Source organism: Flavobacterium procerum (genome assembly GCF_042431625.1).
GTDB classification, from domain to species: Bacteria; Bacteroidota; Bacteroidia; order Flavobacteriales; family Flavobacteriaceae; genus Flavobacterium; species Flavobacterium procerum.
In genome coordinates, this window is sequence record NZ_JBHLYW010000001.1 from 209,097 (window position 1) to 221,746 (window position 12,650).

A 12,650-nucleotide genomic window follows, 5' to 3' on the forward strand; every position below is an offset into this window, starting at 1 on the left:
GATTATGTAAAATCTACGGCTATTATTTATGGTTTTGTGACTGGATTTTACTCGTGTTAATTTTAAAAATAGCACACGGATCATACAGATTCGCTAACGCGAAGACGCAGATTAAAACGGATTTTTATTAAACGGTGTCTGAAAATTAAATGCTAAATCCGTTTTAATCCGTGTTTTTACGAAGTAAATCTGTTTTATCCGCGTCTTTATTTGCTTTGCTAAATTATATAGTAGCGACTATAAAGTTTCGCTTAACCATTTGAAAAACTCTCCTTGCCAAACCTGAGCATTTTGAGGTTTTAGAACCCAGTGATTTTCTTCTGGGAAATATACAAATCGGCTTTTGATTCCTCTTAACTGCGCAGCCTGAAAAGCTTCTTGTCCTTGTCCGATTGGTACACGGAAATCTTTTCCACCTTGGAAAATCAAAATTGGTCGGTTCCAGTTTTGAACCAAAGTTGCAGGGTTAAAAGTAGTGTATGCCTTTTGAGCAACAGCATTATCTTTTTCCCAATATGCGCCTCCAAAATCCCAATTGTTAAAGAAAACCTCTTCAGTTGTTCCTAACATCGAAACGGTATTGAAAACTCCATCATGAGCAATGAAAGTTTTGAAACGGTTTTTATGAATTCCAGCTAAATAGAATACAGAGTAGCCACCATAACTAGCACCAACACATCCTAAACGGCTTTTGTCAACATAACTTTCTTTAGCAACATCATCAATTGCAGAAAGGTAATCGTCCATAACTTGTCCGCCCCAATCTTTACTGATTTGTTCGTTCCATTCAACGCCATGTCCAGGCATTCCGCGGCGATTTGGCGCAACCACTACATAACCTTTAGCAGCCATTAATGAGAAATTCCAACGGAAAGAATACGATTGTGTCAAAGCGCTCTGTGGTCCGCCTTGGCAGTATAATAAAGTTGGATATTTTTTTGAAGCATCAAAATTTGGAGGAAGAATTACCCAAACCAACATTTTTTTACCGTCGGTTGTTGTAACATAACGTCTTTCGGTTTTGCTTAACGTTAATGATTTATAAGTTTCTGTATTTACATTAGAAAGTTGTTTCCAAGTGTTTTTCTTCAAATTGAAAGAAAAGATTTCGCCAGCATGATTCATGTCGGTTCTTGTCACAATAATATCATCACCAGCAAATCCAACTAAATCATTTACGTCAAAATCTCCTTTTGTCAATTGACGAACGTTAATAGCGATTTTTGTCAAGCCAGGAAAATTAACAGAGAAAATTTGTTTTGTACCATCAATTGGCGCTACAAAAAACACTGTTTTTCCGTCTTTACTCCAGATAAAATTATCTACAGTTCCGTCCCAGTTTGCTGTTAAGTTTTGTTTCATTCCTTTAAACTCAACAATAATATCATTTTTATCAGACTCATAACCGTCACGTTTCATTTGCAACCAAGTTAAATTTCCTGTTGGAGAAAATTGTGGCGCTGTATCGTAACCTAAATTACCATCTGTTTTATTAACCGTTTTTTGAGTTTCCAGATTGTACTCATAAATATCGGTATTGGTAGAAATTGCATAAGCCGTTCCTGCTTTTTTCTTGCAAACGTATAAAATGCTTTTGCTGTCTGGCGACCAGATATAATCTTCGTCACCGCCGAAAGGTTTTTGTGGAGAATCAAAAGTTTCACCTTTTAAGATATCGATTCCTTTTGCGCCGTCTTTGTTTTCTTTATAAAAAACATGATTGAATTTCCCTTCGTTCCAAGTATCCCAATGACGGTAATCTAATCCGTCGTAGATTTGCGCATCCGATTTTGTCAGGTTTGGATAAAAATCTTTACCTAAAACTTTATCGATTTTTACTTCTTCGTTATAAACAACATATTTTCCATCAGGAGAAATGTTTTTGTCTGCTAAAATATCTTTGGTGTCTTTAATTTCTGTTGCATTCCCTCCAGTTACAGGAATCGTATACAATTTTGAAGACGATTTATTTTCTTCTACAGAAGGTGTAGAAACTTTAAAAACCACATTTTTTGCATCTTTAGAAATGCCAAGAGGCGTTACTCTTCCTAATTTCCATAACAATTCCGGCGACATCACATTCTGTCCGATAGCGTTTAAACTCATCATTATTAAGGTTGTTAATACTACTTTTTTCATAATCAATTATTCTATTTTTTGTGGCGCTAAAAATACAACATTTATATTCCAATAAATTGTTAAAATTCCAATGTGGAAAAATTCCAAATTCCAATTGTTGCCCTGAGCGAAGTCGAAGGGCTCAACGTAAGAGGCTTCGACTTCGCTCAGCCAGACAATATAAGTTTTCTAATTTATGAAGTTTTGGAATTTGTAATTTAGTTTTTGGAATTTGTAATTCCATTTAGTTTTGTAATTTAACCCAAGATTGGAATTTGGATTTTTAAAATTTGGAATTTAATAAAGTTATGGAATTAAGTTATTGGGAATTAAAAAACTGGTTCACGAATGTAGATTACACCATCGTAGGAAGTGGCATTGTTGGTCTGCATACTGCTTTACGCTTACGCGAAAGATTTCCGGCTGCTAAAATTCTGGTTTTAGAAAGAGGTATGTTACCGCAAGGTGCGAGTACCAAAAATGCCGGTTTTGCTTGTTTCGGAAGTCTTTCTGAAATTTTGGAAGATTTAAAAACACATTCGGAAGATGATGTGGTGGCTCTGATTGAAAAACGTTGGAAAGGTTTGCAGTTGCTTCGAAAAAAACTTGGAGATTCTGCAATAGATTTTAAACCTCACGGTGGCTATGAATTGTTTTTGAAAGAAGATGAATTCGGGTTTAATGAAGGTATTTCGAGAATGCCTTTTGTCAACGAAATCCTGAAACCACTTTTTAAAGCAGAGGTTTTCGCCAAAGAAACCGACCGATTCGGATTTGGAAATGTTCAGGATTATTTAATTTTTAATCCGTTTGAAGCACAAATTGATACTGGAAATATGATGCAGGAATTGCTAAGACAAGCAGTTTCTGAAAACATTTTAATTCTCAATCAGCAAATAGTAACTTCTTATGCAGATGCTGGAAATCATGTCGAAGTTGTTTTGAATGATTTTAGCTTTAAAACCCAAAAACTGCTTTTTGCTACAAACGGTTTTGCTGGCGAATTAACAAAGGGCGCCGTAAAACCAGCAAGAGCACAAGTGCTTATTACAGAGCCTATTCGGAATTTAGACATTAAAGGAACGTTTCATTTAGATTGCGGTTATTATTATTTCAGAAATATTAATGATCGTATTTTGTTGGGTGGTGGCAGAAACCTTGATTTTGAAGGCGAAACGACAACTGAATTTGGGCAGACGAAAATTATTCAAAATAAATTGGAAGATTTACTGAAAAATGTAATTTTACCAAATCAGGATTTTCAGATTGCGCACCGATGGAGCGGGATAATGGGAGTCGGAAATAGTAAGAATTCTGTTGTGACGCAACTTTCTGAAAACGTGTTCTGCGGAGTGCGTTTAGGCGGAATGGGAGTCGCAATAGGCAGTTTAATAGGAACCGAATTAGCAGATTTAATATAATGGGAGTAACCAAAAGACCGATAAAAAAAACAACAACCGCAAGTAAACCTAAACCAAAAACGGCATCAAAGAAAGGAAATCGATCTTGGGGCGAAAAAATAAAATGGTTTTTTATAAAAGCAGCTTTGTGGTTTTTTGGAGTTTCAATTGCTTCGGTAATTTTCTTCAAATATGTTCCGGTTCCGTTTACGCCTTTGATGGTTATTCGTGCCATCGAAAATAAATGGGCAGGAAAAGAAGTCTATTTTGATCACGATTGGGAACCGCTTGATAAAATATCAATGAATTTGCAAAAAGCGGTTATTGCCAGCGAAGACGCAACTTTTTTGACTCACAACGGTTTCGATTTTAAAGCACTTCAAAAAGCTTATAAAAGCAACGAACGCGGACGCCGTATTAGAGGCGGAAGCACGATTTCGCAACAAACTGCAAAAAATGTCTTTTTATGGCAGGGGAAAAGTTATTTCCGTAAAGGTCTTGAAGCGTATTTCACCGTTCTCATCGAAATTATCTGGGGCAAAGAACGTATCATGGAAGTGTATCTGAACAGCATCGAAATGGGTGACGGTGTTTACGGAGCTTATGCTGCGACAGAACATTGGTACCGACGTGATGCTTCGAGTTTGACTCCAATGCAGGCGGCCGGAATTGCAGCTATTCTGCCAAATCCGAGAAAATTTAAAGCGACAGGTTCTTCAAGCTACATTAACAGAAGAAAAGAACGAATCGTACGCGAAATGCGTTACATTGGAAAAAAAGTCAATTATAATGGTAAGGAAAAGTAAAAAAGCGCTTTTTGCTTTTCTGATCTTGACCGCAACGTTGACTTTTGGACAAGGAAAAACAACAGAAATCGGTTTTATAACTGATAATGATTTATACACTTCATCCAAAAATGATATGTATTATACCAACGGTCTCGAAATTTTTTACCGGTTTTTGAGCAAAAACAAAAACGAGAAAATCAATAAAGAAATTACGGAATTTAGAATTGGGCAATATCTCTATAATCCGAGATTTATTAATGAAGCTGCGGTTGAAATAAACGATCGTCCTTTTGCGGCTTATCTTTTTGCAGAAATGGGCAAAAGTTTTTTTTACCAAAGCCAATCGGTTTTAAAAACAGATGTTCAGGTTGGTTTTGTGGGACCGAATGCAATGGGGAAAGAACTTCAGGAAGGATTTCATGAAATTATAGGTTACAAAAAAGTTTTTGGCTGGGAAAACCAGATTCATAATGCATTTGGATTACAAGCTCATGTTCTGTATTCTAAAAAAATGTTTCCGTCAAAACACAATGATTTTATAGATTTTCATTTTCAGTCAGAGGCCAATTTGGGGACAATTTTTACAGGACTTTCAACAGGTTTTATGGCGAGATTTGGGTTTAAGAAATTGCTTCCTATTTACGATTCTAATCTTCATGATGCTTCAGTGAGTGTAAATGCGCAACCAGATATTCGGGAGTTTTATTTCTATGCAATGTCGAGTGTTAATTATCAGTTTTATGACGCCACTATTGAAGGAAGCATGTTTAACGATACAAGTCCGATTACTTTCGAATTAGAACCGCTTCGCTTTAATGCCGAAGCCGGTTTAAAATACCGCCGCAATAACTTTAATATTTCGTATTCTTTTATTTATCGAGGTAGAGAATTAAACGATCCGGGAATCGATACGAATTCAGGCTATTTTTATGGTTCGATACGAATGGGGTTCTTGCTTCGTTAAGGTTTTTGCCACTAAGCACTAAGGCGAAAAGTTTTTTTAGAAGATTTAATCATAAATCAAAACAAGTATTCATGCTTTAATATTTATAGCAACAATATGGTATTTCTGAAGAATGAATGTAAAATGGTTCATTTTAGCTATGTACAAGGGATGCTTCTTAAAAATTAAACAAATGAAAACAATTTGTAGATATGTTTGCTTAGTGTTGTTTTTTATTTCTTGTAATAAAGATCAAAAAAAAATAGAAAATAAAATTTCAAATCTTGAATCAGAAAAGAATAGTTTGATTGAATTCACCCCACATTTCATTACGAGGTTGGATTTATCAGATACTGACAGTATAGTCCTTGAAGATTATTATAAAAATGAAAAAAAATATTCGAAAAGGGTTGGATTTAGATATAAAATTAAAGCTGATACTGCTTATACAGTCTTTAAACTAGCTAAATTTAATTTTCAGTTAAAAGAAAATTTTATTCAGAAGCATGATTATAAGTTGATATTTAATATTAAAAATAAAAAGCATGAATATTTTATTCAGAAAATCGATTACGATTCGATAAAAAACGGGGAAACAAAACATTTCATTACAAAATCATATTTTGTAAATGGTAGAAAGTTTAGTGGATATGCTGTGTATTATTTAGAATGAAATAGAGTAGCTCAGATTTATAAGATTTATAAGTAAAAACAATTCTAAAAATAAAAATCCCATTAGAATCCTTTCGGGCGGAAGGTTTTGGTTTATTTACTGAATTCAAATTTTTAAGGTATAAAGTTTACGATAAATATGTGGGGATATTTTTTCTTGATTGTTTTTTTAGTCTTTTTTGTTTACAGCACTTACAAATGGGGATCGTTTGTGATTTCAGATTTAATATGTGGTTTTGTCCTATTACTAGTTTTTACCAGTATTAATTTTAAAGGTAATGAAAACGGTAAAGAAGAAACGCTGCTCGTTCTGTTTAATCTCATTTCTTACATCCCTTTGTTTATTTCGTCTTTATTCATTTATTTTGATAAAGAAAACGAAAAAAGAGCTTACTATATATTTCCCATTCTTGTTTATCTGGTATTAATAATCATAGAAAAACAAACAATTGATTATTCTCATGCTTGGGTTACAATTTATCTACCTATCGCTGGAGCATTTTTTCCTTTGTATTTTTTGAATTATTATAAAAAGTATATAAAGGATGGAGTTTAATATGCCGTAATAATAATTAATCCCAAAGGTATCGTTCGTCATAGTCAACATTATATTTATTTAAAAAGGCTAAGAGCTCTTTTTTAAAAGTCTTTTTTTTATGATGTTCTTCTTGATTTTTGATGTATTTAACCACTATCTCTAATTGCGAAGGATTAACAGAAAAAACACCATAACCATCCTGCCAGTAAAAATTTGCATAACGTCTGTCTACCGTTTTTATCCATTTTGATGATTGTTTTTTTACTTCTTCAACCAATTTCATTTGTGTAATTTTTTTGGATAATAGACATAGTATATGAACATGGTCATTGTATCCTCCTACTTGAATAGGATTGCATTCTAGCCCCTTGCAGATTCCTCCAAGATATGCCCATAATTTTTCTTTTATAGCATCATCAATATATGGATAACGCTTTTTTGTACTGAATACTAGATGTACGTATACTTTGTATAATGATTGTGGCATAATTTTCTTTTTGTTGATAGCGTGTTGCGCTACGCTGATGTCTGTTAGGCTTTCAGCCTATTTTGGTTTGTTATTCCATAGTGCGTTGCACTATGTTGAGTTCTATTAGGCTTTCAGCCTATTTTGGTTTGTTATTCCATAGTGCGTTGTGCTATGTTGAGGTCTATTAGGCTTTCAGCCTATTTTGGTTTGTTATTCCATAGTGCGTTGCACTATGTTGAGGTCTATTAGGCTTTCAGCCTATTTTATTTATGAATTGTTCTTTATCCTTTGCGCCATCAGGTAAAACAGTTCTGAAAGAGCATAACCACTAAAATAGTGCACCGCACTATTGAACTGAAGAGTAGAGTCAATCAAGCCCTGAAAGGGCGAAAGCCTATTCTCATGTATGTGTTCACCATAAGTCGCAAAAAACAAAACTAAAAACGGAATTATTAAAAGTGAGCTAGCAAAAGTTATAATTGTATTATAATACGCTAATAGTAAGCAACTAAAAAAACAAAGCCACTTCAATCAGAAGTGGCTTTGTTTGTCTTGTAATAAAAGAAAATCAATACGTCTCATAAATTATATCATCATTCATTTTGAGTTTTGCATCAAAAGAAATATATATAAATAACCTTCCAGCAGGAGAATCGCCAGCATCGTAACCTATTCTGAATGATTCTTCATCATCAAAAATAATATCCGAAGGTTTTAGAACTTTAATGTTTTCATCTGGGTGTTTTTGCTGAATAAATGCCAAAGCTTTCTGGTTAAGCTGAACAAAATTTTTACACAGTTTTGTAATGATTGAACTTAATTTTTCGATTTCCTTTTTGGTTCTGGCTTCTGTTGAAACGTAAAGTTCTGAATCTTCAAAAACAAAAGAAGCTGCATAAATAGAGGACGAGATATCATATTTAAAAACCGCAATTCCATCAATGATATGATCTTCTTCTTTTATGAGATTATTAGCGTAATCTAAAGATTCTAATTTAGGATTATTGCTGGTGTCTAATATTGCTATTTTATTGTCTGAGCAGTACAGCTTTTTGAGCAGCCTATTTTGATGGATATCTAAAACTGAAATATGATTATAAAAACAACGTAAATCTTCGAGTTGTTTGTTGTTTTGAAGATCAAGTTGCTTGAGTACGTTATTACTACATCGTAATGTTTGTAATGAAATACATCCACTCAAATCGAGATCCAATAAACCATTTTGACTGCATTCTAAATGTTTCAGATAAGGTTTTTTATTCAATTCTATTCCGAAAATATGATTGTAAGAAAAGTCGAGTTCTTCTAAAAGTGGATTGCTTTCTGTGGAAAGATCAGTCAATAAGTTCCAATGACAAATAAGCTCTTTTAAGAGTGTATTGTTTTTTAGTTTTAATTTTTTTAACCGATTGAAACCACAATTTAGATGTTTTAATTTTGTATTGTTAGATAAATCAAGTGAAAGTATCTCATTCTCATTACAAATTAATTCTTCCAACTGCAAATTATGGCTGACATCAATAGATTGAAGTTTATTATAAGAACAGTTCAAACTTCTTAAGGAGGTGAAATATTTCAATCCGTTTAGATTTTTTAACTTTTTTGCACTTAAATCCAGTGAAAGAATCTTTTCGATATCACTTGTTTGGATTGTTTTTTTATCCTGAGAGAAATTCTCTAGAACATATTGTTTAAAAGCAGAATCGGTAAAAGAATGGATAATATTCATAATCGAGTTTTTAATCTAAATCCATTTCTTTGGACAGTTGGTCCCATTTTTTGTCTAGAAAATCTTTGGTTTCTTCTACAAAATTAGATGCTACATCTTCTAATGTTTGAACTTTCGGACTTAAAACCGCTTTGCCATTTTCAAAATAAACATAAGCATTGACACCATTATCGCCCCAAAAGAAAGGAAAAATTATCGCTTGATTTTCTGGACTTTCGGTTACGTATTTTTCTAAACTGGCGATAAATGCAAACATCGGAATCATCTCGACGTAGTTTTCGCTGAAAAACATCATTCCCCAATGCCATTCATCTGTCGTTTCATTGTAATCAGAAAAAGCCATTGCTTCGGGGTAATCAATCCAACCGTCAATAACTTCTTGATTGGTGTCGTCGTTGTAAGTGCGAAGCAGTTCTTGTGTCAAAACAGATTTAGAATACATCTTTCGACTTTCCCAGAAATCGAGCCAGTTTTTGTTTAATTCTGGTTCTTCGAGTGGAGTGCTTAGAAATTTTTTGAGTTGTGGTTTTGTGATTTTGACTTTGCAGTATAAGGAGCTTAATTCGGACATGATTTGAGGCTTTGTTGGTTGTTATTTTTATTTCAGAAATAATTTTGATGATGTTTTTTTTATATCATTTTAATCCCAACGACTTAAGTTTCCTTCGGCTCTTTCAAAAAGTTCTTCGAGAACATTTTCAAGAGATCTTTTAGAAAGGCCAGATTCTAAAAGTTTAAGTAATTGATTTCTAGTTTTTAGGAGATTATCTTGATGGCAGTACAAATTCATGAAATTTCCGTTTTTATCGAAAATGATATATTCGCCGCTCTCATAATTGTCTTCTTCAGACGTAATCCATCCGATGCAAGGGAATGTTTTGTTGATTTTTTCGATTTCTTCTTCAGTCAGCAGTTCGTTTTGCTGCAATTCGGGTCTGTCATTGCCCCAAAAAGCAATAATCATATCGATAATTCCGGTCGATTTATATCGGAAAGAAGAATCATCAGAAAGCTTTTCTAGAAGTTTTTCGGGAGGCAGAATAGCGAATATTTCTTCTGATTGGATACCGCCGATAGTTTTGTAAAAAGTGATCAATTCTTGTGGAAGCGGCTGCGAAAAAAATGAGGATAAAGTTTGTATTGTTTCGTCTGATGCTGGTACTAATTCTTGGATTTCGTCGAATTCAAGTTCGCATTCTGCTATAAGTGTTTTTATTTGTTCCATGTTGTGAAATAAAAAGTAAGTGGCTTTTATGATTGGAATAATTATTTATGAAACAGTTTTTGCGTTTTTGTAAAAAGCAACCGTTCTTTTTTAGCCCCGATGGAAGCGGTATCCTTTTATGGCGGGGTTCGCCATAAAAGATAAAGCGGACAGCGGGACAAGACGCGTTTTGAAAACCAAACGTACTGCTTCGGAAAAAAAAAATTAATGCCTATTGTCGCATTGGAGGTAAACGTCTTCGTTTGATTTGTCTATAAACGAAATGCCAGGACAGCCAAATGATTCGTATTGAAAACCAAATACTACCAGCGGTTTGTTTTTAAAGAGTATTCCTGTCCATTGAATGACTCCATTCTCGGCTTCATGATTTAAAGGTGAAACCGATGTTCCTTCGCCTCTTCCATAAAACTTTTCGATATAGGCTTCCTTGGTTTTAGAATCGATAACCAGCAATCGTCTTGCGGCTACAAATTTTCTTTCGTCTAGATAATCTTGGAGGAAATAGTCATAACCATTTGCGGTATAGGAGTGAGTTTCTCCTGTTTTTAAGTCTTTGACATATTCTTTGCCTTTTTTGGTCATTGTTTTTGACGGAAAAGAATTTGCAGTTGTTTTTTTCCATTGTATTGGTTTTAGCTGTCCGCGAACAAATGGATTTTCTTTGCCAGCATATACGAGAACATCTGTATAATAGTCGCTTAAGCCACTTAAATATTTGTTGCTGATTTCAAATCCAATCATGTAATCATAGCGGTTGTACGGCCAATCTTCTTCGGAGGCATAACCATTTATCCAAGCGGCTGTTTTGAGGTTTTTTATAGGCAAAGCAATCAGTTTGTTTTTAGCATAATCATAGATAAAAATCGAATCGCTTTCTGAAATTCCTGTTTTTGATAAAAATCTTTCGCGGTAAGATTTATCGAATGTAAAATATTGCGAAGCCTTTTTTTCTATTTTCTTCGGGTCTGGTAAAACAAGCGAATCAGAATCGGTTCCGTCCAGCGGATAAATGTCTGAAAGAGAAACAAAAGAAACACTGCTACTGTCTCTGTATGTAAGATTGAACAAGTTAATGCTTTCTTTTCGAGGTCCGTCTTCTTCTGTGGTTTGTATAGTATCGGTTTCAACCGAAGCATTTTGAACTGGGCTGACAGTATTGTTGTTTTCTGATTTTTTATCGCCGCAGGAAATTAAGAGCAATGTTGCGACAACGAAAAAAGTTTGAATTTTTAAGTTCATAGATTTGGGATTTTACTTTGTAATTATGGCGTTTAATTTTTTTTTCTACAAAGGTGTTTTTTCTTTTGTGTGATAAAAATAGCTTTTTTTTGTCAGAATTTGGAACGTAATTAAAATGATGAAATATTTTTAGACGAAGTTATGGTTTCCAGAAACAGGGACTTTTCGGTTTTTCAAGGTCAGCAGCAGTAGTAAAAAGTAATTAACGGCAACTATTAGAAGGCTTCCGGCAATCAATGTAAACCAAATGTCAATAAGCATCATCATTATAATTGCGAATCCAGTAAGTAAGAAACCAAGTCCGAAATGAATAATCCACTGCCATTTTTTATAAATGAGACCTTTTTTTGTTTTTAAAATACCAAAACAAAAAAACGTCAAAGTAAGTTGTATCAAAATGTAAGGAAGATCACCAAGTTCTAGATTGTGGTTGTTTCGATTTTGTTGATTGATTATAAAATTCTGAAATGCAATTTCTTCTTCTCTGCGCTCTGGAGATAATTCATTTAAGGATAAATCCTGCATGCCAATTGGGGAATAAAAATTGACTTTGAAAGTAGGGCGGTATTTTACAAAGAGATTAGGCTCGTAAAATTCGTCATCGCGGAAAAGCCCGACAAAAAGCCAAGTTATAAGAGCAAAGATTATACTGCAGATTGTGTATTTGTTTAATTTTGGCATTTAGACTAAGTTCTGTTTTAGTACGTGCTAATATAGAGAAAGCGATAAAAATCGAAGAGATTTACAACTGAAGAAATCTATTGTTCCCATATTTTACGTACTAGTTTTAATAGTTTTGGTGATTCTTCTTCTTTTGTTTCTGCAACTTGTTTTTTTATTTCATCCCACGATATTTTAGTGACATGTGCTTTTTCCCATTCTTCATAGGATGGTTGTTTTAGATTTGCACCTCCTTTATGAGCATGATCTACATATCCTTTTGGAGGTTCAGGAAGTTTTTCTTTGCATTCTTCTGAGCATAAATTGGCAAGTAATGGTAAATTATCTGTCCCGATTCGCAGCGTAATCCATAACTGATTTGTTTCTTCATAGCTGATTTCTTTCTTGCAGATACTGCATTTTAATGAATTCCCTTCATATCGTACAGGATTATGGTCAAGTAACGGAAATCCTTTTCTGTTTTTGTAGTTTCCATATAAAACTCTTGTGCTCACCCTGCTGTCTTTTAGGTTTTTACAATTTATTATTTCATATGGAAACCAAAACAAGTCATATGAAGTATAAGGATCAAAATATTCGAGCGATTCCATTTCTCCAATTTCAGGCGGAATGCGTTTCAATTTGCTTCCGTACAGCCATATTTTTTTTACTTTTTTAAGTTTCGCAATACTTTCTGGTAAGGTATGTATTTGAGAATAAAGCTCATATCCTAGTGCTTCAAGTGGAGAAAATTCTTCGATGTTTTCATCGTAAACTTGATCAATGTATTGACACAACTTAATCCATGCTTCGGAGTTTCTGTCTTGTACATCATTTTTTATTTTTGAAATTCTCTCATTCATGATTTT

13 protein-coding genes are annotated in these 12,650 nt (G+C 33.8%); 5 read left to right on the forward strand and 8 right to left on the reverse strand.

The window, feature by feature from the left end; translation table 11 throughout:
* Nucleotides 1–237: 237 nt before the first annotated feature.
* On the reverse strand, nucleotides 238–2,139 hold the full coding sequence (locus tag ACFFLS_RS00920; RefSeq protein ID WP_379683748.1) for a S9 family peptidase: 1,902 nt from the start codon (nucleotides 2,137–2,139) through the stop codon (nucleotides 238–240).
* A 287-nt stretch (nucleotides 2,140–2,426) separates the two neighbouring features.
* Here ACFFLS_RS00920 and ACFFLS_RS00925 point away from each other — a divergent pair, with 287 nt between their 5' ends.
* The 5 genes from ACFFLS_RS00925 to ACFFLS_RS00945 all read left to right on the forward strand — a co-directional run bounded on the left by ACFFLS_RS00925 (nucleotide 2,427) and on the right by ACFFLS_RS00945 (nucleotide 6,477).
* Complete coding sequence (locus ACFFLS_RS00925; protein ID WP_379686334.1) at nucleotides 2,427–3,539, forward strand: NAD(P)/FAD-dependent oxidoreductase; 1,113 nt, start codon at nucleotides 2,427–2,429, stop codon at nucleotides 3,537–3,539.
* Nucleotides 3,539–4,324, forward strand: a complete 786-nt coding sequence (mtgA, locus tag ACFFLS_RS00930) for a monofunctional biosynthetic peptidoglycan transglycosylase (protein ID WP_379683747.1) — start codon at nucleotides 3,539–3,541, stop codon at nucleotides 4,322–4,324. The genes ACFFLS_RS00925 and mtgA overlap by 1 nt, the downstream gene beginning before the upstream one ends.
* The gene (locus ACFFLS_RS00935; RefSeq protein WP_379683746.1) at nucleotides 4,308–5,270 is read left to right on the forward strand and encodes a lipid A deacylase LpxR family protein; all 963 of its coding nucleotides are present in this window, start codon (nucleotides 4,308–4,310) and stop codon (nucleotides 5,268–5,270) included. Before mtgA ends, ACFFLS_RS00935 begins: the two co-directional genes overlap by 17 nt.
* 172 nt (nucleotides 5,271–5,442) lie before the next feature.
* On the forward strand, nucleotides 5,443–5,922 hold the full coding sequence (locus tag ACFFLS_RS00940) for a hypothetical protein (protein ID WP_379683745.1): 480 nt from the start codon (nucleotides 5,443–5,445) through the stop codon (nucleotides 5,920–5,922).
* Nucleotides 5,923–6,060: 138 nt separating this feature from the next.
* The gene (locus ACFFLS_RS00945; RefSeq protein WP_379683744.1) at nucleotides 6,061–6,477 is read left to right on the forward strand and encodes a hypothetical protein; all 417 of its coding nucleotides are present in this window, start codon (nucleotides 6,061–6,063) and stop codon (nucleotides 6,475–6,477) included.
* 16 nt (nucleotides 6,478–6,493) lie between these two features.
* On the opposite strand, the gene tnpA is transcribed toward ACFFLS_RS00945, so the two are convergent.
* From tnpA to ACFFLS_RS00980, 7 genes are all read right to left on the reverse strand, one after another.
* Nucleotides 6,494–6,946 carry an IS200/IS605 family transposase gene (tnpA, locus tag ACFFLS_RS00950; RefSeq protein ID WP_379683743.1) on the reverse strand — a complete coding sequence of 151 codons (453 nt, stop codon included), beginning with the start codon at nucleotides 6,944–6,946 and terminating at the stop codon, nucleotides 6,494–6,496.
* Nucleotides 6,947–7,496: 550 nt separating this feature from the next.
* Complete coding sequence (locus ACFFLS_RS00955) at nucleotides 7,497–8,657, reverse strand: leucine-rich repeat domain-containing protein (RefSeq protein WP_379683742.1); 1,161 nt, start codon at nucleotides 8,655–8,657, stop codon at nucleotides 7,497–7,499.
* A 10-nt stretch (nucleotides 8,658–8,667) separates the two neighbouring features.
* Nucleotides 8,668–9,228, reverse strand: coding sequence for a hypothetical protein (locus ACFFLS_RS00960; protein WP_379683741.1), 561 nt, complete (start codon nucleotides 9,226–9,228; stop codon nucleotides 8,668–8,670).
* Nucleotides 9,229–9,297: 69 nt separating this feature from the next.
* Nucleotides 9,298–9,882 (reverse strand): SMI1/KNR4 family protein, encoded by a 585-nt coding sequence (locus ACFFLS_RS00965; RefSeq protein ID WP_379683739.1) that lies wholly within the window; start codon nucleotides 9,880–9,882, stop codon nucleotides 9,298–9,300.
* 204 nt (nucleotides 9,883–10,086) lie between these two features.
* Entirely contained in the window at nucleotides 10,087–11,121 is a 1,035-nt protein-coding gene (locus ACFFLS_RS00970) for an oxidoreductase (RefSeq protein WP_379683737.1), read from the reverse strand.
* A gap of 129 nt (nucleotides 11,122–11,250) precedes the next feature.
* Entirely contained in the window at nucleotides 11,251–11,802 is a 552-nt protein-coding gene (locus tag ACFFLS_RS00975; RefSeq protein WP_379683735.1) for a hypothetical protein, read from the reverse strand.
* Between the two features lie 77 nt (nucleotides 11,803–11,879).
* Nucleotides 11,880–12,644 carry a hypothetical protein gene (locus tag ACFFLS_RS00980; RefSeq protein ID WP_379683734.1) on the reverse strand — a complete coding sequence of 255 codons (765 nt, stop codon included), beginning with the start codon at nucleotides 12,642–12,644 and terminating at the stop codon, nucleotides 11,880–11,882.
* Between the last annotated feature and the right edge of the window lie 6 nt (nucleotides 12,645–12,650).